This window comes from Methylobacterium sp. A49B (assembly GCF_053346215.1).
Genome location: NZ_JBKFBO010000128.1, coordinates 58,273 through 78,291, shown reverse-complemented (window position 1 = coordinate 78,291; position 20,019 = coordinate 58,273). Strand labels below are relative to the sequence as shown.

Here is a 20,019-nt window from a genome sequence, read left to right as displayed (position 1 = left end):
GAAGAAGACCGGGCTATTGCGCCCGGGATTGCAGACTATAGCGACGCCTCCTGGCGGCCCCGGTCCCGGCCTTCCACGCCGGACGAGGCCAGGCCGTTTCATCTAGCGATTTCCCGTCACCCTTCTTTTCAGGATTCGAACTATCCATGACTGCGATGCAGCGCAGCGCCATCTTTATTGATGGCGCAAACCTCTATGCCACGACCAAAGCCCTGGGCTTCGACATCGACTACAAAAAATTGCTGAAGGAATTTCAGTCGCGTGAGAACCTTCTCCGCGCTTTCTACTATACTGCCATGATAGAGGATCAGGAATATTCCTCCATCCGTCCCTTGATCGATTGGCTCGACTACAACGGCTACCGCGTCGTGACCAAGCCCGTGAAGGAGTTCACGGACTCGATGGGACGTCGGAAGTACAAGGGCAATATGGATATCGAGCTGGCGATCGACGCCCTCGAACTCGCCGCCCATATCGATCATATGATCCTGTTCTCGGGCGACGGCGACTTCCGCTCGCTGGTCGAGGCCATGCAGCGGCGCGGGGTCAAGGTCACGGTGATTTCCACCATCCAGACCCAGCCGGCGATGATCTCCGACGACTTGCGGCGACAGGCGGACGAGTTCGTCGACCTCGCGAGCCTCGCGAGCCGGATCGGGCGAGAGCCCGGCGAGCGCCCGGCCCGGACGACGGCCGACTCGCCGAGCCGCTACCGTGGCGAGGGCCGGGCGAACCCGAGCCTGGAGAACCGCTACGGCATCCGCCAGCCGGAGGACGGAGAGGACTAGCGCCTCAGGCGCCTGCGCCGTCGAGCCAGTCGAGGACCTGCCGTGCGCTCCGGTCCGGCGGGAAGACCGGATAGAACAGCTGGCTGACCACGCCGTCATCGATCACCAGGGTGAGGCGGCGGAGCAGCACATGCCCGCCGGCCTCGAACACCGGCAGGTGTGCCGCCATCGTGAAGGCGCGATGCGGATCGGCGAGCAGCGGGAACGGCAATCGCAGCCGCTCGGCGGCCTCGCGCTGGTAGGCGCTCGGCTGTGTCGAGAGGCCGAAGACGTGGTCGACGCCCCGCGCCGTCAGCTCGGTGTGGTGGTCGCGGAAATCGCAGGCCTGCGGCGTGCAGCCCCGGGCCCCGGGAATCGCGTCCCAGTCGGGTGTGAGGCTCGGCTTCCCCGGCTCGCCGGTGCGGGGATAGGCGTAGGCCACGGTGCGGCCGGGAAGCCGCGCCAGCGAGACGGTGCGGCCATCCGTGGCCGTGAGCGCCACGTCGGGCAGCCGCATCCCGCGCAGATGATCGGCCGCGCCGTCATCCACAGGGTTCGGGAGGTCGTCGGGCAGGGAGTCGGGGTTGGACTGCATCGATCGCTCCGCATGATCGCAAGCTCGGAACGCCGCACCGGCGGAGCCGTGACCATGAGATATCGCGCGATCATGGCCAAAGCGATCCTGTCGCCACCGGACGACTTCAGCAGCCCCGTCCTTGCGAGCCCGGCGGCAGAAATCCGGCTGCACCGGGCTCGCCGTCATGTCGCCCTCAGTCGCGCCGCGCGCGATGACGGGACGGGGCTGCCCGCGCGCGGCGGCCGCTCCGCCTACCCCCGGTCCCGCAACAGCCGCGCCCGGTCGCGCTGCCAGTCGCGCTCCTTGACAGCCTCGCGCTTGTCGTGGGCCTGCTTGCCCTTGCCGAGACCCAGCTCGACCTTCGCGCGGCCTCGGTCGTTGAAGTAGATCTTCAGCGGCACCACCGTGTAGCCCTGGCGCTGCGTCGCGCCGATCAGCTTGTCGATCTGGCGGCGGTGCAGCAGCAGCCGGCGCGGCCGCTTCGTGTCGTGGTTGAAGCGATTCGCTTCCAGATATTCCGGGATGTAGGCGTTGAACAGCATCAGGTCGTTGCCGGAGGGGCCGGCATAGGCCTCGCCGATCGTCGCCTTGCCGCCGCGCAGGGATTTCACCTCGGTGCCGGTCAGCGCGATGCCGGCCTCGAGCGTGTCCTCGATGGCATAGTGGAAGCGCGCCGCGCGGTTGTCCGCGACGACGCGCCGGCCGGGCTCCGGCTTCGGGGCCATGCGGGTCCTCTCAGTCGACCAGGAGCCCGGCGTGCCGCAGGGCGTCATCCACGATGCGCTTCGTGGGCGCGCTCACCGGCACCAGCGGAAGGCGCAGGTCCGCACCCATGTGACCGAGCCGGGACAGCGCATACTTCACCGGCGCCGGGTTGGCCTCGGCGAACAGCCCGCTCTGGAGCGGGTACAGCTTGTCCTGCAGGGTCAGCGCCTTCGCGTAATCACCCGACAGCGACGCCTCCTGCAGGTCCGCGCAGAGGCGGGGCGCAACGTTCGCCACCACCGAGATGCAGCCGTGGCCGCCCTGGGCGTTGTACCCCAGCGCCGTCGCATCTTCGCCCGAAAGCTGGAGGAAGCTCGCCCCCATGGCCTGACGCTGCTGGCTGACGCGGTCGATCTTGGCGGTCGCGTCCTTCACGCCGGCGATGTTCTTCAGTTCGAAGAGCCGGGCCATCGTCTCGACGCTCATGTCGATGACGGAGCGCGGCGGGATGTTGTAGATGATGATCGGAATGCCGACCGCATCGTTCACGGCCTTGAAGTGGGCATAGAGCCCCTCTTGCGTCGGCTTGTTGTAGTAGGGCGTCACCACCAGGACGGCGTCGGCGCCCGCGCGCTCGGCGTGCTGCGCCCGCTCGACCGCCTCGGCGGTGGAGTTGGAGCCCGCCCCCGCCACGACCGGCACCCGTCCACCCGCCTCGTCGATGCAGGCCTCGACCACGCGGTCGTGCTCCGAGTGAGTGAGGGTCGGGCTCTCCCCCGTGGTGCCGGTGGGCACAAGGCCGTGGCTGCCCTGCTCGATCTGCCAGCGCACGAATTTCCGGAACGCGGCCTCGTCGAAGGCGCCGTCGCGGAACGGCGTCACAAGCGCGGTGAGCGAGCCCCGCAGGCGGCTCCCGGTCATCTCGGTCATCTCAGGCGTCCCAACGGATCTCGACGTCGCGCGTGCCGCACGGCTCACGGGCGCGGACGGGCAGACATAGGCGGTCGCGCCACGCCGCGCAAACAGATCGTGGCGTCGGTTAACGCGATCTTAATGGTCGCCGCCTCAACCTCGGCCTTTCCCGCTCCGGTGATCAGTAGGGGGGAATCGTGATCGGATCCGCGGCCTCGTATCCGGCCTCGAGGCGCACGTCCCTCACTGCCGCCGCGCTCATCGCCACCGTCGGCGTCGCGCTGGCCGGCCCGGTAGGCCCGGACGTGCCTGCGGCGACGCCGCCGGCCACGCAGCCGACACCGCCCGCGAGCGACGACGCCCTCTCCACCGCGCAGGTCCGGGGGGTGCAGGCCGAGAAAGCCGCCGACGCGGTCGCGGCCGACGCCCTCAAGCTCGATCCGGTCCATGCCTCCGGCGGTGACGACAAGGGTGAGGAACCCGCCCGCACGCTGCCGGCCGCGGCCTCGGCCTACGCCTCCGCGGATCCCGACGCCCCCGTGGCCTTCCCGCTGCCGGATGCCGCCGTCACCCCGGCGGCTCCGGTGCCGGAGGTGCCCGATCCGGCGCGCCCGAAGATCTCCGGCGACACCGACCCGACGCTGTTGCGCGGCGCCATCGACCTTTATCGCAAGGGCCGGGTCGCCGACGGCGACCGGATGCGCGACGGCTTCACCGATCCGGCCGCGAAGGCGCTGCTCGAATGGGTGGCGATCCGCGCGGGCGCCGGCATCGGCTTCGCCCGAACCGTCGCCTTCGCCCGGGCCAACCCGGACTGGCCGGCCGGCCCGCTGCTGCGTCGCCGGGCCGAGGAGGCGCTGCTCTCCGAGCGAAAATCCCCCGCGACGGTACGGGCGTTCTTCGCCACGGCGAAGCCCTCGAGCGCGCCGGGCAAGTTCGCCCTTGCCCTGGCGCTGCGCGCCGAGGGCTACGAGGCGGACGCCGCCGATATGGTCCGCGACCTCTGGCGCGGCGAGAACTTCGGGCGGAGCCTCGAAGCCAAAGTTCTCGACGCCTTCCCGGAGGTGCTCACCCGGGTCGATCACCGCTACCGAATGGAGCGGGCGCTCCTGAAGGACGACTGGGAGAGCGCCGGCCGGGCCGCCGGCTACGCTGGGGGTGGCTATGCCAGCCTCGTACGCGCCCGGCGGGCCGTGGAGGACAAGTCTTCGGGCGCCGCCGCCGCTCTGGCCGCGGTGCCGCCGTCCCTGCGGGGGGACGCCTCCTACATCTTCTCCCGGGCGCAATATTTTCGCCGGGCCGACAAGCCCGAGGCGGCCGCCGCCGTGCTGGCCACGGCGCCAAGCAACCCGGACGTGCTGGTCGACGGCGACGAGTGGTGGATCGAGCGCCGGATCGTGGCGCGCAAGCTCCTCGACCTCGGCGACGCGAAGACCGCCTACGCGGTAGCGAGCGCCCCGGCGGCGCGCACTCCGGAGAAGCGGATCGAGGCCGAGTTCCACGCCGGCTGGATCGCGCTCCGCTTCGTCAACGACCCGGCACGCGCCGCGCAGCACTTCGCGCAGGTCGCGGCGATTGCCGAGAGTCCGATCTCGGTGGCGCGGGCCGCCTACTGGCAGGGCCGCGCGGCCGAGACTCTGAGCCAGACCGAGGAGGCGAAGCGCTTTTACGAGCGGGCAGCCCTCCAGCCGATCGCCTATTACGGGCAGGTGGCCCGCGCGCGGCTCGGCCAGACCAGCTTGCCCCTGCGGGCGCCCGCGGATCTGGAAGGGTCCGAGCGTCAGGCCTTCGACGGCCGGCTCTACATCCGCGCGCTGCGCCTGCTGGGCGAGGCGGGGATCAAGGAACTGGCCCTGCCGCTCTATATCGACGCCGCTCGGGAGCTCTCCGACCCCCGCGAGATCCAGGCGCTCGGCGACCTCGCCACCGATATGAAGGATGCCCGCGCCCTGGTGGCAATCGGCAAGCTGGCGGTTCAGCGGGGCCTGCCGCTGGACGCCCACGCCTATCCGACGATCGGGATCCCCACCTACGAGACCTTCACGGCGGTGCCGCAGGTGGAGCGGGCCATGGTCTACGCCATCGCCCGGCAGGAGAGCCAGTTCGACCCGCGGGCGCAATCGGGCGTCGGCGCCAGGGGGCTGATGCAGATGATGCCGGCGACCGCCCAACGCACCGCCCGCCGGGTCTCGGCCGCGTTCGACGTCGACCGCCTGACCAGCGACCCCGCCTACTGCGCCAAGCTCGGCCAAGCCCATCTCGGCGAGCTGATGGAGGATTGGCGCGGCTCCTACGTGCTGGCCTTCGCGTCGTACAACGCAGGGGGCGGCAACGTGAAGAAGTGGATCGACGCCTACGGCGATCCGCGCAAGGGCGACGTCGACGTGATCGACTGGGTCGAGCGCATCCCCTTCACGGAGACGCGCAACTACGTGCAGCGGGTGATGGAGAACCTTCAAGTCTACCGCTCCCGGCTCGACAGCCGCAGCGCCCTTCTGATCGACGGCGACCTCCACCGCGGGGCGCGGTAGGGCCCACGGACCATCGTCCTGGCCTGATGGCCTTCGAGGGTGATCGTCGTTACTGACGCAACAGGCTCGACGCGCTTGCAACACGCCCGGAGGAGCCGGGGCGGCTGTACCCCGGGCGGGACGACGCCGGATGTCGCCCTTTCGGGAGACCGCGACCGGTTCGAACAGGCCACGCAGCGTCTGGAACACCGAGCGCCGCTATCCCCCGGCCTACGGCGAAAGGCGCGTGACGCACGCCGCATTGAGCCGGCGGACGGCCATCTGTGCCTGGACCGTACACCGGTAATCCCATTCAGCCAGATCGACAGTGATCGACACGCGATCCGGCTGAAAGCTTATAGCCCGTACTTAATATTAATTCGCATCTCCGACGATTGTCCGATTGACAACTATCTGTCGGTCAGATTGAAACACCATCTATTATCATGGCACATAAGCCATCGGGTGCGATCCACCCATAACGCTTGCGGCTTCAAGAATCTCGAACGGAAGGCTGGGGCAGTGGGCAATCTCAGTTCTGCGCCCGTATTGCTCGGGGTGACGTTGGCGATGGCCAATGTCGTTCCGGCCCGGCCGCAAAGTATCCACTTCCGTGCAGATACTGGATTTTTTCCGGTCCATTCCGGTATTGTCGAAGGAGCGCCGCCACGGCTCTCCTGCGTCCCATCCGTCTCTGGGCCCCTTACAGTCACTGACGCCTATTCGGGCGGTCACCCAATTCGCATCAACGTTGCGACCACGGCGGCTCAGACCGTACTCACTGGATTGACGTTCAGGCCGGGAAACGGCGGTGCCGATACCTCCAAACCGTCCGCAGCTCTGATGGACGCTGCCTCCAGCCAAGCAAGCCTCAACCTGAGCGCCGGCTCATACGCGGTGACCAGCACCGTGGCGGCGACTTCCTACGGCGGTGATGGCGCTGTCGCCGAACTGGTCTCGTCGATCACCGCGTCCAGCAGTAGCGGTTTGGGCGGCCCCCAGGCGCTCGCGGTCAACGCGCTCCTCGGCTTCCCCATGCCCATGGGCACCTCGGCGTTCCTGCTCTGCAGGCACGTCGGCCGCCCGGTCGCTGTCGCCTGAGGTCTCGCCATGGCCCGCTCCGTCGCGCGGCGCGGGAGAGGACTGCGCGCCACGATCGCGCTGCTCATCCCGCGCAACCTACCCATTCACGCCGCCAGCTGGATCCTGCTGGTTTTCTCCTGCGGCACGGCGATCTCCGCCGCGCTACAGCGGATGTTGCTGGAACCCGATCCCGGCGCCCAGCGGCTGATCGAGCTCGACCTCGGTGAGCTGTTCGCCACCGCCGCCGTAATCGCGCTCATCCTCACCGCGCCGCGCTCGAGACCGGCCCTGACACCGGTCGATCTCGCCATCCTGGCGGTGTCCGCCCTGGCCTGGACACTCCCCGAGGCGCATGCGGTCTACGCCGGCATGACGCTGGCCGCGGCATGGCTCATCACGCGGCGGTCCCGCGACCGCCTGATGACCGATGTCGCCCAGATCTGGCTGGCCCTGTCCCTCTGCGAGTTGTGGAGCAAACTCGCCTTCAAGCTATTTTACCACGCCATCGAGCCGTTCGAGGTCGCCGTCATGGCCTGGATCGGGCGTCTGGCCTTTCCCAACCTGCACGCGACGGGCGTGTACCTCAGCACCCGTCCTGACTGGACGATCGTCATGCTGGAGGGCTGCTCGGCCTTCCACAACCTGTCGCTGGCCGCCCTGATCTGGCTGTGCGTGCTCAAGATCGCCGGACGACGGGCGGATCCGGGCGCGTTCGGAGCCCTCGCGGTGAGCGCCGTCCTGGTCGTAGCGATCAATATTGCCCGGATCCTGGCCATGCTGCCGTCGCCCGTGGCCTATCACTATTGGCACGATGGGACCGGTTCGGTCCTCGTCGCGCTCGCGTCGGCGGCCGCCTCGGTCCTGCCGATCGTCCTGCAGCTTGAGAGAACGCCGTGTCCAGCCACGCCGCGCGCCTGAGGACAGCGGATCGCGCGACTCTGATGGTCCTGTGCCTGCTGCTCCTCGCGTCGGTCTCGGCCCGGATCGTCGCGTACCGATCCGCAGCCTCGGACTCCGATGCCAACACCGTTACGATCGCGCCGGGTGAACGGTTGGCCCTGCCACTCCACCACGCCGGTCGCCGTCTGCTCCGGATCGCCGCGTGCCCGACACCCGTGCTGGTCGATTTCGTCGAGCCATCGCCGCACGGCAGAGACACGTCCCTGATGGCCTCGCCCGATCCGAGCGACCGCACCACCTTCGTCTATCGCGGCTGGACGCTGGCCGGGCCTCGCGCCGTGATGAAGCTGAGCATGCTGTACTTCATGTACCGGGCGGGCGCCGTCCTCGGCGTCAGCGGGCCTTTCGCCGGGGACGAGCGGGCCGTGAAGCTCGTCGTTCCAGGGACGTGCGACGCAGCGCCGGGCGCAATCCTGTCCGCCCTGTACGACGATCTGCAGCCCTTGCTCCAAGGTCGCGGCACCGGTGCACCGTGATCGGTCTCCGACAAAGGGGGGCGTGTCGGGGGTGGCGGCCGGATCGGCCAACGCTCCTGCGGCCATGACGGCTGCGGGCCCGCCGGGACAGCCGTTCCTCGGCTTGCACCCGCAGGAGCGACCGCAGGCACCTTCACACGGGCGACGCGCGCGGAAAATCCCGGCCGGACGTAACCGCCGCCCGTCGACGGCGAAGCTTCGGGTTGTGCGCGTTGTGTCGGCCTCACTAGAAGGTGGGTTGATCGACCTCGTCCCGTTCATGGGACTGGCGCAGCCGAGAGGATCCACATGCTGTTGACGCGATTTGGGTGCGCCGTGACGCTGAGCGCCACCCTGGCCCTGGCGGCCGGAGTTCCGGCCGCGGCCCAGGAGGCCTCCACGGCGGAGCAGACCATCGACGTGATGAACACGCTGTTCGGCAAGCATCCGGGGGCGCGCGCCAACCATGCCAAAGGCGTGGTCGCCGAGGGCAGCTTCACCCCGTCGGCGGAGGCTGCCCGGATCAGCAAGGCCTCCCTGTTCAAAGGCCCCGCAGTGCCCGTGACGATCCGGTTCTCGGACGCCACCGGCGTGCCGACGATCCCGGATGGTGCGGCCAATGCCAATCCGCACGGGATGGCGCTGAAGTTCAAGCTCAGCGACGGCTCGGACATGGATGTCGTCACCAACGCGCTGAAATACTTCCCGGTCGCCACCGGCGAGGAGTTCCGCGACCTCCTGAAGGCGGTCGCCGACAGCGGCCCGAACGCGGCCCACCCGACCGCTCTGGAGCGCTTCGCCTCGGCCCATCCGGCCGCCGCCACGGCGGGCGGCACGGCCAAGACTCCGTCGAGCCTCGCCCGGCAGACCTATAACGGCGTCAACGCCTTCATTTTCGTGGATGCGGCGGGCAAGCGTCAACCGTTCCGCTTCCGGATCGAGCCGGTGCAGGGCGAGGAAATCCTGTCGTCCGAGGATGCGGCCAAACGCGATCCGAACTACCTGATGACCGAGATCGGCCCACGCCTTGCGAAGGAGCCGGCTAAGTTCCGCGTCCTGGCGCAGCTCGCCGAGCCGGGCGATCCGACCAATGACGCCACCAAGCCCTGGCCGGACGACCGCAAGACCATCGATCTCGGCACGCTGACGGTGAGCAAGGCGGTTCCGGACAGCGCCGAGGCCGAGAAGGCCCTGTTGTTCATGCCGAACAACCTGACCGACGGTATCGAGGTGTCGGATGACCCGCTGATCGACGCCCGCGTCCAGGCCTACGCGGTCTCGTTCAGCCGGCGCTCGCAGTAGCGCGGCCAGTCGCGCGTCTCAGCGGGTGATGCCGGTCGCCGGGGCGGAGGACGGCTTCGCGTCGCCTGTCCGAGCCTGGCCGTCGCCGGTGCGGGCCCCGTCCCTGACGGCTCCCGTACCGGTCAGGCCACCCGCTCCCACGCTGGTGGTCGATGCGCCGTCATTTTTGCGGGCACCGGTCGACGGCGCCTTGCCCTTGCCGTCCGTCGCGTCCGCGGCCCCGGTCGCGCAGGTCAGGAGCGCCGCCGCGAACAGGATCGTGCGATGGGATTGCCTCACGGGACCTCCACGGTTCATGCCGAGCCCCGCCTTGCTGGGCCCCTCGGACCAACCGGGTGCGCTCGGGCGCGTTCCCCCGCGATGTCGGCCGCGACCCGGGCGTCTATCGCCGTTGTGCGGCCGCCTCGCCTCCGCGGCTGAGCCGCAGGAGCAGGGTGCTCAGGCGGTACGCACAGGCTTCCGTACTGCAATCCTCCGTGGCGATCGTCAGGTCCGGGCTTTCCGGTGCCTCGTAGGGGGCCGAGACGCCGGTGAATCCCGGGATCCGGCCGGCGCGGGCCAGCCGATACAGCCCCTTCGGGTCGCGGGCCTCGCACAGGCCGAGCGGCGTGTCGACGAACACCTCCAGGAACGGGATGTCGCCGGCGATCCGCCGGGCGACCGCCCGGTCGGCGCGGTAGGGTGAGATCAGCGACACGATCACCACCGAGCCCGACTCCGCCATCAGCCGCGCCACCTCGGCGGTGCGCCGGACATTCTCCGACCGGTCCGCGTGGGTGAAGGTCAGGTCGGCGTTGAGGCCGTGGCGCAGGTTGTCGCCGTCGAGGACGGCGCTGTGCCGGCCGTTCGCGACAAGCGTCCGGTCGGCCGCGACCGCGATGGTCGACTTCCCAGCCCCCGACAAGCCCGTCAGCCAGGCGATCACCGGCCTCTGGCCGAGACACACCCAACGCTCCTCCCGGGGCTGAAGGCTGTGCCATGTGACACCGGTCGGGATCTTCGGCACGGCACCCGCATCCACCATCTGAGGCTCAGGCCGCGCAAGCCGGCCCTGTTCGGAAAAGCACCGCATCGTCAACGCCTTGCCCTCCTCGCCCTAGGGCACGCGCCAGACCGGCAGGCCGACGGCATCGCCGACGCGCTCCTTGGCCTCCTCCAGGGCGTGGGCCAAACGGCGCCGCCAGGCGGGGGGCGCCCGGAAGGCGGCGTATGCCGTCGCCGCCGCCACCAGAGCGTCGACGGTCGCCTCCGTCTCCGGTGCGATCGGCCCCGCGGCGAGTTCGTTCGGAGGCGCGGCGGGGGCCGCCTCCACGACCGCGTCCCAGGAACGGCCCCAGCATGAGGCTGCGAAGCGCGCGTTCGAGTCCGCGTAGCGCGCGGCGACCTCCGCCAGCCCGTCCGGGGCATCGCCGCGGAACCGCTCGCCGTCGAGTCCCCGCGCCCAGGCCCAGTCGTCGAGGAAATGGCCGAGCCGGCGCGGATGCCCCGCGACCTGACGGTGAACCCCGAGCCGGTACAGCCGGCGCGCGGCCTCGACCGCCACGGGGCCCGAGCTGCGGTTCGTGCGGTACTCGAGATCGGCTGGGCCCAGCAGCCGCGCTAGGCGCTCGCCGAGCCCGAGATCGTCGATCAGGCGCTTGAGCAGCGGCGCGTCGGAGGCCCGGTCCCGGAAGGGCACGGCCACGACCCGACCTGCCGCGGCCCGCCGCCAGGGTTCCAGCCGGGCCGCGTAATCGTAGCGTCCGGAAGCGCCCTCGCCCCGCAGGAAGCCGCGGAAGGTGCGGCCCTCGACGACCACCTGCGTCCGCAGGGCGTAGGCCGAGGCCAGTTGCTCGACCTGCGGCTTGACCACGAGCACGGCCTCCATGGCGAATCCGTGCCGCGCGAAGATCGCGTGCAGGGTGTCGGGCACGCGCCAGTAGGGCCGCTGCACGGAGAAATCCTCGTAGGACAGGAGGACCGTATCCGCCCCGGTGGTGCCGAGGATCGCGTCGAGGCAGGCGAGGGCATCCCGGCGCTCGACCGTGGGGCGTCGCCGGTCGAGCGCCTGGCCGAGCCGGAAATGGTTGACGTCCTCGTGCCCCGGAGCTCCGGGAGACGCCAGCGTCGGGTAGCAGATCCCGACCGAATCGAGCCGCGGCCTCAGACGGGCCAGAACCTCCTGGAAGGACGTCGAGCCGGTTCGCGGCATACCGATATGGACGATGGCCCGTCGCACCTGTGCTGTCGACCTCGCTGGACTTCGTGATTGCGGCAAGATCTCAGCCCAGCAGAACGCAGTCCACGACCCCTCCGTGGACGCATATGCCTCGGGCAAGACTCAGCCAAATCCGTAATCACGGTCCGATCACGGCGACGCGATCAGAAATAGCCAAGCTCCGTTTCTGCTCTATTTCAGGATATGTGCGGGAATGCGGAGCGGCGCGGCGGGCTCTCGGGCCGGTGACCGGGTCAGACTCCGCTGCGCCGGCGCGGGCCTGGGATGCGTTCCACGTCGCAGTGCGACGCGCGCTCCCCGATGCGGGGAGCGCGCCTGGGCAGGCCGCGTCCGCCGCATCTGCCTCCGGACGCGCGCTGTGCGGGTCCCGCCTCGCCCGTCTTAGTTCTCGCTGCCCTCGCGCCGGAGCAGGAACACCCCCTGGGCGCCGAACAGGTTCCAGACCCACCAGGGCATCGAGAACCGCATCGGCCGGCCGCGGGCGTCGAGCGCCGTGGCGTGTTCGATGCGGGCGCCGATCAGGCGGCAGAGGCCGACGAAGTCGCGGATCGTGCAATGGTGGATGTTAGGTGTCTCCCACCACGCATCCGGCATGATCTCGGTGATCGGCATCCGCCCGCGGAAGGCCAGCTCGGAGCGCACCCGCCAATGCCCGAAATTCGGGAATGAGATGATTACCTGCCGCCCGATGCGCAACAGGTGTTCCAGCACGATCCGGGGGTTGCGGGTTGCCTGGATGGTCTGGGACAGGACCACCACGTCGAAGGCCCCGTCCGGGTAATTGGCGAGGTCGGTGTCAGCGTCGCCCTGAATCACCGAGAGGCCCCGGGCGAGGCAGGCATTGACCCCTTCGCGGGATAATTCGATCCCGCGCCCGTCGATGCCGCGGCGGTCGCGCAGCAGGGCCAGCAGCGAGCCGTCACCGCAGCCGATGTCGAGGACCCGGGCACCCGCCGGGACGAGGCCCAGCACGACGAGGTGATCGACGCGGGCGCCGTTCTCCTCGGCCGTGTGGGGGAGGGCGTCAGCGCTCTCCCAGGGCGCCCCGTGGGCGGTTTTGCCCAGCATCGAGCCGCTCACAGACCGCGTGCCCGTGCCGCGGCGTCGATGAAACCGCGGGCCGCAGAGAACATCGCCGGCTCGTCGAGCAGGAAAGCGTCGTGGCCCTTGTCGCTCTCGACCTCCACGAAGGCCACCGGCGCCGCGGCCGCGTTGAGAGCGTGCACGATCGCCCGGGAATCGCGCGTCGGGAACAGCCAGTCCGACGTGAACGAAATCACGCAGAAGCGGGTCTTCGTACCCCGGAAGGCGTTGGCGAGCACGCCGCCATGGTCCTCGGCGAGGTCGAAATAGTCCATCGCTCGGGTCAGGTAGAGGTAGGCGTTGGCGTCGAACCGCTCGACGAAGCTCAGGCCCTGGTGGCGCAGGTAGCTCTCGATCTGAAAATCCGCGTTGAACGAGAAAGTCGGCGCCGTGCCGCCCTGGAAACGCCGGCCGAACTTCCGGTGCAGAGCGGGCTCCGACAGATAGGTGATGTGCGCGCCCATCCGGGCGACGCCGAGCCCCTTGGCGGGACGCGTGCCGGCCTCGAGGTAGCGCCCGTCCGCCCAGGCGGGATCCGCCATGATCGCCTGCCGGCCGACCTCGTGGAACGCGATGTTCTGCGCGGAATGGCGGGCGCCGGTGGCGATCGGCATCGCGGCGAAGACGCGCTCAGGATAGAGCGCCGCCCATTGCAGCACTTGCATCCCGCCCATCGAGCCGCCGATGCACAGGAACAGGTCCCGGATACCGAGATGCTCGAGCAGCATCGCCTGGGCCCGGACCATGTCGCGGATCGTCACCAGCGGGAAGTTCAGTCCGTAGGGTCGCCCCGACGCCGGGTCGATCGAGGCCGGGCCGGTGGAGCCCATACAGGAGCCGATGACGTTCGAGCAGACCACGAAGTAGCGGTCCGTATCGATCGGCTTGCCGGGGCCGACTAGGGTCTCCCACCAGCCGGGCTTGCCGGTGACCGGATGGGTGTGGGCGAAGTACTGGTCGCCGGTGAGCGCGTGGCAGATCAGCACCGCGTTCGAGCGCGCGGCGTTGAGGGTGCCGGCGGTCTGGTAGGCGATCTGGAAGGGGGCGAGTTCGACCCCTGCATCCGTGAGGAGCGGCGTGTCGGCGGCGAAGTGGGCGACCGGGCTCTTCGGGTCGAGCGCCTGCGAGCGCTCGGGCACAGTCCGGGCGGGCGCGTCGGTCGGGTCCGGCCGAAGGGCCGTGTCCGGTTGGGTGTCCATGGCGGGTCGTGACGACCGTGTATCCGATCGGAGCCGAACCGGGAGAGAAGGGAGGTCGCGTGACGCGCCGCACTCGCCCGACGCGGTCAGCGTCCGCGGAGGTAATGCGCGGGGCGCCGAGCGTCAACGCGCCACGTCCGCGGCTTCGTGAAGGAGGGACCTTTCCGCGCCGGCCCCGACCCGCTCACGCCAGCGGTGCGGCCATCACGGCAAGACCCAGCGCCGGAAGGCCGAGGGCGAGGGCTGCGCGGGCATCGAGCCGATCGGCGCGCACACCGCCACGCCAATGCCGGCTCGCCGCACTCTCGATGACCATGCCGGTCAGGACGAGTCCGCAGCCGATGAGGGCCTGTATCGAAACCATAAACACCTCATCCAACCGGCCGCGTCGCCTGCGCAGCACCCGATCCGGCTGGGGAAATCCGTCCGGTGCCGGACGGTTCCTCAGCGGATCGCGGCCGCGCAGGCGACGAAGACCAGGGCTGCGCCGGCCGCCGTGATGCAGCCGTTCATCCACGGGGCAGCCTCGACGCGCCGGAGGCGGCAATCCGCGGCGACCGAGGTGAGGATCCCGGTCAAGAACAGGCTGCAGAGGATCAGGTCACCGGGCATCGTCGATCCGCCAACGAGGATTCTGGGCGCGGCACGCCCGACGCGCCCCTTCTCCGGACTCAACAGGCCGAAACGTGGCGAGTGCCCCGCGGCATTTGCGCGTCACCGTTTTGCCGCTGAGAGATCCTGCTGGTCAGAGCTTGGCTGGGGCTGGCCGCGTGTCGAAATCCTCCGGCCCCATGTCCAGCAGGTCGTTTGGCGTCTCGGTCCGGTCGTAGGCTTGGCTCGCCGCGGCCTCGATCACCGCTTGGTTGTGGGCGAACAGCTCCAGGGGCGCGAGTTCGGCCCCGCCGCCGAAGTGCTGGCGCAGCACGGGGATCGGAACGTCGATGCCGATCACCCGCTGGCCGTCGGTCATGGCGAAGCGGATCAGGGATTCGTTGGCGGGCAGGATGTGGGCGCCGCCGTCCAGATAGCGTTCGAGGGGCATGGGATCGTCCTCCGCAGTGAGGTGGGACGGGGAAGAAGTAGGGCGGCGCGGTCGCGCGGGGATGGATCGGGCGGACCGCTTCGCGGCGGATCCGCCGGCGCGTCCGGAGGGCCCGGGTTCACCGGCAAAGGAAATGCTGTAGACGGGCGCGAGAATCCTCAAACCCGCCCATCCCGAGTCGCCCGCCCATGTCCGCCCCCCGACCCGCCCGTCCGGAACCGCGTCCCGGCGTCCTGGCGATCGACACCTACGTGCCCGGCAAGAGCGGGCGGCCCGGCGGCGGCAAGGTCTACAAGCTCTCGTCCAACGAGACGCCCCTCGGCCCCAGCCCGGCGGCGCTCGCGGCCCTCCACGAAGCCACTGCCAAGCTGGAGACCTACCCGGACGGGCGCGCCACGGTGCTGCGAACCGCCATCGCGAAGCGATACGGGCTCGATCCTGAGCGGATCGTCTGCGGGGCTGGCTCGGACGAGCTGCTCTCGCTGCTGGCTTACGCGTATGGCGGCCCGGGCACCGAGGGGATCTACTCGGAGCACGGATTCCTGGTCTACCGGATCGCCATCCTGGCCTCCGGCGGCGAGCCCGTGGTGGCGCCCGAACGCGATCTCACCGTCGATGTCGACGCGATCCTGGCCCGGGTCACGGACCGGACCCGGATCGTCTACGTCACCAACCCCAACAACCCGACCGGCACCTACCTGCCCTTCGACGAGATCCGCCGCCTGCATGCCGGCCTGCCGCCGCACGTGCTGCTGGTGATCGACGGCGCCTACGCGGAGTACGTCCGGGCGAACGACTACTCGGCCGGGCTCGAACTCGCCCTTGAGGCCGAGAACGTCGTGATGACCCGCACCTTCTCGAAGATTCACGGGCTCGCCGCGGTCCGGATCGGCTGGATGGTGGCACCGTCACACGTGGCCGACGCGGTCAACCGCATTCGCGGCCCCTTCAACGTCTCGGGACCGGCGATCGCCGCGGGCTCGGCGGCCATCGCCGACGAGGCCCACATGGCGGCGGCCGCCGCCCACAATGCCGAGTGGCTGCCGAAGCTCACCGAGGGCGCGCGCGCCCTGGGCCTGACCGTGACGCCGAGCGTCGCGAACTTCCTGCTGATCCACTTCCCCGACGCCCCCGGCCGCTCGGCGGCCGACGCGGACGCGTTCCTCACGGAGCGCGGCCTGATCACACGCCGCGTGACCGCCTACGGCCTGCCCGACGCCCTGCGGGTGACGGTGGCCGGGGCGGAGGCCAACACGGCCTTCCTGGCAGCCCTCGGCGACTTCGTGCGGGGCCAGCATGCCTGAGACGATCCCGGCGGAGCCCGCCCTCGGCCGCCTCGCCATCGTGGGCCTCGGCCTGATCGGGTCCTCGATCGCCCGCGCGGCGCGCCGCTACGGCCTCGCCCGCACGATCGTGGCGGTGGACCGAGATCCGGCCGTGCGCGAGCGGGTGCGCGAGCTCGGCATCGCCGACGTGGTCACGGGGGATCCGGCGGAGGGCGCGGCCGACACCGACTTGGTGATCCTCTGCGTGCCGGTCGGCGCCATCGGTGCGGCAGCGGCCGAGATGGCGCCGCATCTCAAGCCCGGCGCCATCGTGTCGGATGTCGGCTCGGTGAAGGGCGCCGTCGTGGCGGCGGTCCGGCCGCACCTGCCCGAGGGCGTCGCACTGGTCCCCGGCCACCCGATCGCCGGCACCGAGTTCTCGGGGCCGGATGCGGGCTTCGCGACCCTGTTCAACGGCCGCTGGTGCATCCTCACGCCGCCGGAGGGCACGGATCCGGCGGCTGTCGAGCGGGTCCGGGCGCTGTGGGAGGGCATGGGCGCCAACGTGGAGACGATGAGCGCCGAGCACCACGACCACGTGCTGGCGATCACCAGCCACCTGCCGCACCTGATCGCCTACAACATCGTCGGCACGGCCGCCGACCTCGAATCAGCCACGCAATCCGAAGTCATCAAGTTCTCGGCGAGCGGATTTCGCGACTTCACCCGCATTGCCGCCTCGGACCCGACGATGTGGCGCGACATCTTCCTCAACAACCGCGACGCGGTGTTGGAGATGCTCGGGCGGTTCAACGAGGATCTCTCGGCCCTCGCCAAAGCGGTGCGCTGGGGCGACGGCGACGCGCTGCACGCGATGTTCACCCGCACCCGGGCGATCCGGCGCAGCATCGTGGCCCTGGGCCAGGAGACCGCGGCTCCCGATTTCGGCCGTCCGCGGCCGCCGGAAGAGTAGGGGAGTCTGGACGGCTCGCGGTGATCGCACCGCCGTCGTTGCGAGCGGAGCGAAGCGATCCAGGGTGGCGCCACGCTCAGGGATGTCGCGCTGCCCCGCGTCGCTTCGCAGCGCTCGTGATGACGGAGCGGACCCTCACGCCGGGGGACGGTTGACCAGGACCGGCTGCGGCGCCGTGCGCTCCGGGAAGAGCGTGCGCAGCGCCTCCAGCTTCGGCGCGTCGTTGACGGTGATGTACGGGTGCCCCGGGTGGAGCGCCATGAAGTCTTGATGGTAGGCTTCGGCCGGGTAGAAGGCCGCGCCTGGCTCGATCCGGGTGGCGATCGGCCGCGCATAGGCCTTGGCCGCGTTGAGCTGGGCGATATAGGCCTGCGCCACGCCGGCCTGCGCGTCATCCCGCGGGAACAGGGCCGAGCGGTACTGGCTCCCGGAATCGGGTCCCTGGCGATCCACCTGGGTCGGGTCGAGGGCTACGGAGAAGAAGATCCGCAGGAGCTCATCGTAGCGGATCAAAGCCGGATCGTAGGTGACCTTGACGGCCTCGGCATGGCCGGTCCCGCCGCCGCTCACCGCCCGGTAATCGGCCTCTGCGCGGGTGCCGCCGGCGTAGCCCGATACCGCGCTGCTCACGCCGCGGACATGCTGGAACACCCCCTGCACCCCCCAGAAGCAGCCGCCGGCGAAGACGGCCACGTGTGGTCCCGGCGCCTCGGCGGAGCGCGTCACCGCCTCCGGCAGACGGCGCGGCGCCTCCTCGGCGAAGGCGGGCAGCCGGGGCAGCAGGAGCGCGCCGGCCAAGCCGAGCCCGAGAGCCGCGCCGAGGAGCGGACGGACCGTATCGCGAAGAGCCATGCAGACCTCCTGTCGGATGCGCCTGCCGGATGCGGCGGCGTGCGCTGACAGCCTGTTCGTCCTGAGGCCCGATCCGGTTACGCGGGCGGCTGGCCGCATTGCGGCGGCGGCCGCATGGGTCTAGGCACCCGGCAAACGATCGACCTTCGCGCAGGACCCGTCCCGTGACCATCGCCCCCGAGCCCAACTCTTTCCGCACCGGCCCCGACGAGCGCGGCCGCTTCGGCATCTTCGGTGGCCGATTCGTCGCCGAGACGCTGATGCCGCTGATCCTTGAGCTGGAGGCGGCCTACGACGCGGCCAAGACCGACCTGAGCTTCCAGGCCGAGATGGAGTCCTACGGCACCCACTATATCGGCCGGCCGAGCCCGCTCTACTACGCCGAGCGCCTCACCGAGCACCTGCGCGCCAAGGCTCCGGCGGGGCAGGGTGCCAAGGTCTATTTCAAGCGCGAGGAGCTGAACCATACCGGCTCCCACAAGGTGAACAACGTGCTGGGTCAGATCCTGCTGGCCCGCCGCATGGGCAAGCCGCGGATCATCGCCGAGACCGGCGCCGGCCAGCACGGCGTCGCCACCGCGACCCTCTGCGCGCGCTTCGGCCTCAAGTGTGTCGTCTACATGGGCGCGGTCGACGTCGCCCGGCAGGCGCCCAACGTGTTCCGCATGAAGATGCTCGGCGCCGAGGTGATCCCGGTGGAATCCGGCACCAAGACCCTCAAGGACGCCATGAACGAGGCGCTGCGCGACTGGGTCACCAACGTCGCCGACACGTTCTACTGCATCGGCACGGTGGCGGGCCCGCATCCGTATCCGGCAATGGTCCGCGACTTCCAGTCGGTGATCGGCCGCGAGACCCGCGAGCAGATGATCGCCCAGGAGGGCCGCATCCCGGACTCCCTCGTCGCCTGCATCGGCGGCGGCTCGAACGCCATGGGGCTGTTCCACCCGTTCCTGGACGACCGCGAGGTCGAGATCTTCGGCGTCGAGGCGGCGGGCCACGGTGTGCAGTCGGGCCTGCACGCGGCCTCGCTCACCGGCGGCAAGCCGGGCGTGCTGCACGGCAACCGCACCTACCTGCTGATGGACGGGGACGGGCAGATCGCTGACGCCCACTCGATCTCGGCGGGCCTCGACTACCCGGGCATCGGCCCCGAGCACGCGTGGCTGCACGAGATGGGCCGGGTCACCTACCTGTCGGCGACCGACACCGAGACCCTAGAGGCGTTCAAGCTCTGCTCGATGCTGGAGGGGATCATCCCCGCCCTGGAGCCGGCCCACGCCCTGTCCAAGGTCCTGGAACTCGCGCCGCAGCGCCCGGCCGATCACCTGATGGTGATGAACATGTCGGGCCGCGGCGACAAGGACATCCCGCAGGTGGCGGAGATCTTCGGGACCAGGCTCTGAAGGGGCGCATGTCAGCCTTCGGCCTGGATCTTGTCCCGCGCCGCGGAGACCAGGACGGCTGACCGCGTGAGCCCGCGCGCCCGCGCCGCGAAATCGATCTCGGTCGGGGCGCGGCATCCGCGATACAATGATCTGCAGGGGCCGCCGCTGCCTCACCGCACCGTCACCTGATCCTTGATCCGCTGGTAGACCGCCCGGCTGAGCACGCGTTTCGACAGCAACTGGTCCACCGAGGTGTAGGGGCGCTTGGCGACGATCGCTCGGCCGATGGTGCCGCCACCCCGCAGGCGGTTGAGATCCGCCACCGAGGCGGTGTTCAGGTCGACCACCGCCAGCGCCCGGGGTCCGGCACCGTCCTCGGCCCGCTCGACCTCGGCCTGACCTGCGGCCTCTTGGCCTTGCGGTTGAGGCTGTGCCTGTGCCTGTGTCTGCGCGTCCTGCTGCGCGGCCGGATCCGACGGGAAGGCGAGGGCGTCGGAGGGCATCTGGTGCGGGGCTGCTTGCGTCGTCGCGCCAGTCCCGGAAGGCGCGGCCGGCTCCCGGGAACGCTCGGCCGGCGCGGGCGACGAGGGCGGCGGCGCCGGCTGGACGACGGGCGGCGGCTCGTTCACTTGAGAGGGAGCGGGCGGCGGTGCCGATTGGGTCCCGAGCCCGGGTCCCGCGGACGGCAACAGGAACTGCACCACCGCGGCGAGTATGCCGGCGATAAT

At 70.1% G+C, this 20,019-nt stretch carries 22 protein-coding genes; 9 read left to right on the top strand and 13 right to left on the bottom strand.

Going from position 1 to position 20,019, the window contains the following annotated elements:
• Positions 1-146: 146 nt before the first annotated feature.
• Positions 147-788 (top strand): LabA-like NYN domain-containing protein, encoded by a 642-nt coding sequence (locus tag ACLBX9_RS26740; RefSeq protein WP_158169137.1) that lies wholly within the window; start codon positions 147-149, stop codon positions 786-788.
• A 4-nt stretch (positions 789-792) separates the two neighbouring features.
• Here ACLBX9_RS26740 and ACLBX9_RS26735 read toward each other — a convergent pair whose 3' ends face one another.
• The 3 genes from ACLBX9_RS26735 to dapA form a co-directional block, all read right to left on the bottom strand.
• Positions 793-1,362, bottom strand: coding sequence for a peroxiredoxin (locus tag ACLBX9_RS26735; protein WP_447721021.1), 570 nt, complete (start codon positions 1,360-1,362; stop codon positions 793-795).
• Between the two features lie 233 nt (positions 1,363-1,595).
• Positions 1,596-2,069 carry an SsrA-binding protein SmpB gene (gene smpB / locus ACLBX9_RS26730; protein WP_010685406.1) on the bottom strand — a complete coding sequence of 158 codons (474 nt, stop codon included), beginning with the start codon at positions 2,067-2,069 and terminating at the stop codon, positions 1,596-1,598.
• 10 nt (positions 2,070-2,079) lie between these two features.
• The gene (dapA, locus tag ACLBX9_RS26725) at positions 2,080-2,979 is read right to left on the bottom strand and encodes a 4-hydroxy-tetrahydrodipicolinate synthase (protein ID WP_010685405.1); all 900 of its coding nucleotides are present in this window, start codon (positions 2,977-2,979) and stop codon (positions 2,080-2,082) included.
• Positions 2,980-3,158: 179 nt separating this feature from the next.
• Here dapA and ACLBX9_RS26720 point away from each other — a divergent pair, with 179 nt between their 5' ends.
• From ACLBX9_RS26720 to ACLBX9_RS26700, 5 genes are all read left to right on the top strand, one after another.
• On the top strand, positions 3,159-5,492 hold the full coding sequence (locus ACLBX9_RS26720; protein ID WP_447721020.1) for a lytic transglycosylase domain-containing protein: 2,334 nt from the start codon (positions 3,159-3,161) through the stop codon (positions 5,490-5,492).
• 822 nt (positions 5,493-6,314) lie between these two features.
• Entirely contained in the window at positions 6,315-6,572 is a 258-nt protein-coding gene (locus ACLBX9_RS26715) for a hypothetical protein (RefSeq protein ID WP_447721019.1), read from the top strand.
• A 9-nt stretch (positions 6,573-6,581) separates the two neighbouring features.
• Positions 6,582-7,472 carry a hypothetical protein gene (locus ACLBX9_RS26710; protein ID WP_447721018.1) on the top strand — a complete coding sequence of 297 codons (891 nt, stop codon included), beginning with the start codon at positions 6,582-6,584 and terminating at the stop codon, positions 7,470-7,472.
• Entirely contained in the window at positions 7,448-7,990 is a 543-nt protein-coding gene (locus ACLBX9_RS26705) for a hypothetical protein (RefSeq protein WP_447721017.1), read from the top strand. The genes ACLBX9_RS26710 and ACLBX9_RS26705 overlap by 25 nt, the downstream gene beginning before the upstream one ends.
• 288 nt (positions 7,991-8,278) lie before the next feature.
• On the top strand, positions 8,279-9,271 hold the full coding sequence (locus ACLBX9_RS26700) for a catalase family peroxidase (protein WP_447721016.1): 993 nt from the start codon (positions 8,279-8,281) through the stop codon (positions 9,269-9,271).
• An 18-nt stretch (positions 9,272-9,289) separates the two neighbouring features.
• On the opposite strand, the gene ACLBX9_RS26695 is transcribed toward ACLBX9_RS26700, so the two are convergent.
• From ACLBX9_RS26695 to ACLBX9_RS26660, 8 genes are all read right to left on the bottom strand, one after another.
• The gene (locus ACLBX9_RS26695; protein ID WP_447721015.1) at positions 9,290-9,550 is read right to left on the bottom strand and encodes a hypothetical protein; all 261 of its coding nucleotides are present in this window, start codon (positions 9,548-9,550) and stop codon (positions 9,290-9,292) included.
• A gap of 103 nt (positions 9,551-9,653) precedes the next feature.
• Positions 9,654-10,295: an adenylyl-sulfate kinase gene (gene cysC / locus ACLBX9_RS26690; protein WP_447721014.1), complete on the bottom strand. Its 642-nt coding sequence runs from the start codon at positions 10,293-10,295 to the stop codon at positions 9,654-9,656.
• A 72-nt stretch (positions 10,296-10,367) separates the two neighbouring features.
• Positions 10,368-11,489: a hypothetical protein gene (locus ACLBX9_RS26685; protein ID WP_447721013.1), complete on the bottom strand. Its 1,122-nt coding sequence runs from the start codon at positions 11,487-11,489 to the stop codon at positions 10,368-10,370.
• 381 nt (positions 11,490-11,870) lie between these two features.
• Positions 11,871-12,557, bottom strand: coding sequence for a methionine biosynthesis protein MetW (gene metW / locus ACLBX9_RS26680; protein WP_010685396.1), 687 nt, complete (start codon positions 12,555-12,557; stop codon positions 11,871-11,873).
• An 8-nt stretch (positions 12,558-12,565) separates the two neighbouring features.
• Positions 12,566-13,771 (bottom strand): homoserine O-acetyltransferase MetX, encoded by a 1,206-nt coding sequence (metX, locus tag ACLBX9_RS26675; RefSeq protein WP_447721012.1) that lies wholly within the window; start codon positions 13,769-13,771, stop codon positions 12,566-12,568.
• Positions 13,772-13,955: 184 nt separating this feature from the next.
• Complete coding sequence (locus ACLBX9_RS26670; RefSeq protein WP_010685394.1) at positions 13,956-14,135, bottom strand: hypothetical protein; 180 nt, start codon at positions 14,133-14,135, stop codon at positions 13,956-13,958.
• An 80-nt stretch (positions 14,136-14,215) separates the two neighbouring features.
• Entirely contained in the window at positions 14,216-14,383 is a 168-nt protein-coding gene (locus tag ACLBX9_RS26665; RefSeq protein ID WP_191991843.1) for a hypothetical protein, read from the bottom strand.
• Positions 14,384-14,516: 133 nt separating this feature from the next.
• Positions 14,517-14,813 (bottom strand): hypothetical protein, encoded by a 297-nt coding sequence (locus tag ACLBX9_RS26660; RefSeq protein WP_447721011.1) that lies wholly within the window; start codon positions 14,811-14,813, stop codon positions 14,517-14,519.
• 188 nt (positions 14,814-15,001) lie between these two features.
• Between ACLBX9_RS26660 and ACLBX9_RS26655 the strand changes: the two genes are divergently transcribed.
• A complete protein-coding gene (locus ACLBX9_RS26655) occupies positions 15,002-16,117 on the top strand; it encodes a pyridoxal phosphate-dependent aminotransferase (protein WP_010685392.1) in 1,116 nt (371 codons plus the stop codon).
• Entirely contained in the window at positions 16,110-17,051 is a 942-nt protein-coding gene (locus ACLBX9_RS26650; RefSeq protein WP_010685391.1) for a prephenate/arogenate dehydrogenase family protein, read from the top strand. The genes ACLBX9_RS26655 and ACLBX9_RS26650 overlap by 8 nt, the downstream gene beginning before the upstream one ends.
• Positions 17,052-17,186: 135 nt before the next feature.
• On the opposite strand, the gene msrA is transcribed toward ACLBX9_RS26650, so the two are convergent.
• Positions 17,187-17,903, bottom strand: a complete 717-nt coding sequence (gene msrA / locus ACLBX9_RS26645) for a peptide-methionine (S)-S-oxide reductase MsrA (protein ID WP_447721010.1) — start codon at positions 17,901-17,903, stop codon at positions 17,187-17,189.
• Positions 17,904-18,067: 164 nt separating this feature from the next.
• Between msrA and trpB the strand changes: the two genes are divergently transcribed.
• On the top strand, positions 18,068-19,309 hold the full coding sequence (trpB, locus tag ACLBX9_RS26640; protein ID WP_447721009.1) for a tryptophan synthase subunit beta: 1,242 nt from the start codon (positions 18,068-18,070) through the stop codon (positions 19,307-19,309).
• A 152-nt stretch (positions 19,310-19,461) separates the two neighbouring features.
• Here trpB and ACLBX9_RS26635 read toward each other — a convergent pair whose 3' ends face one another.
• A complete protein-coding gene (locus tag ACLBX9_RS26635) occupies positions 19,462-19,794 on the bottom strand; it encodes a helix-hairpin-helix domain-containing protein (RefSeq protein WP_010685388.1) in 333 nt (110 codons plus the stop codon).
• Between the last annotated feature and the right edge of the window lie 225 nt (positions 19,795-20,019).

Coding starts and splice junctions, on each gene's coding strand:
- ACLBX9_RS26740 (WP_158169137.1), top strand. CDS start 147: ATGACTGCGATGCAGCGCAGCGCCATCTTTATTGATGGCGCAAACCTC.
- ACLBX9_RS26735 (WP_447721021.1), bottom strand. CDS start 1,362: ATGCAGTCCAACCCCGACTCCCTGCCCGACGACCTCCCGAACCCTGTG.
- smpB (WP_010685406.1), bottom strand. CDS start 2,069: ATGGCCCCGAAGCCGGAGCCCGGCCGGCGCGTCGTCGCGGACAACCGC.
- dapA (WP_010685405.1), bottom strand. CDS start 2,979: ATGACCGAGATGACCGGGAGCCGCCTGCGGGGCTCGCTCACCGCGCTT.
- ACLBX9_RS26715 (WP_447721019.1), top strand. CDS start 6,315: ATGGACGCTGCCTCCAGCCAAGCAAGCCTCAACCTGAGCGCCGGCTCA.
- ACLBX9_RS26710 (WP_447721018.1), top strand. CDS start 6,582: ATGGCCCGCTCCGTCGCGCGGCGCGGGAGAGGACTGCGCGCCACGATC.
- ACLBX9_RS26700 (WP_447721016.1), top strand. CDS start 8,279: ATGCTGTTGACGCGATTTGGGTGCGCCGTGACGCTGAGCGCCACCCTG.
- cysC (WP_447721014.1), bottom strand. CDS start 10,295: ATGGTGGATGCGGGTGCCGTGCCGAAGATCCCGACCGGTGTCACATGG.
- metW (WP_010685396.1), bottom strand. CDS start 12,557: ATGCTGGGCAAAACCGCCCACGGGGCGCCCTGGGAGAGCGCTGACGCC.
- metX (WP_447721012.1), bottom strand. CDS start 13,771: ATGGACACCCAACCGGACACGGCCCTTCGGCCGGACCCGACCGACGCG.
- ACLBX9_RS26670 (WP_010685394.1), bottom strand. CDS start 14,135: ATGGTTTCGATACAGGCCCTCATCGGCTGCGGACTCGTCCTGACCGGC.
- ACLBX9_RS26665 (WP_191991843.1), bottom strand. CDS start 14,383: ATGCCCGGTGACCTGATCCTCTGCAGCCTGTTCTTGACCGGGATCCTC.
- ACLBX9_RS26660 (WP_447721011.1), bottom strand. CDS start 14,813: ATGCCCCTCGAACGCTATCTGGACGGCGGCGCCCACATCCTGCCCGCC.
- ACLBX9_RS26655 (WP_010685392.1), top strand. CDS start 15,002: ATGTCCGCCCCCCGACCCGCCCGTCCGGAACCGCGTCCCGGCGTCCTG.
- ACLBX9_RS26650 (WP_010685391.1), top strand. CDS start 16,110: ATGCCTGAGACGATCCCGGCGGAGCCCGCCCTCGGCCGCCTCGCCATC.
- msrA (WP_447721010.1), bottom strand. CDS start 17,903: ATGGCTCTTCGCGATACGGTCCGTCCGCTCCTCGGCGCGGCTCTCGGG.
- ACLBX9_RS26635 (WP_010685388.1), bottom strand. CDS start 19,794: ATGCCCTCCGACGCCCTCGCCTTCCCGTCGGATCCGGCCGCGCAGCAG.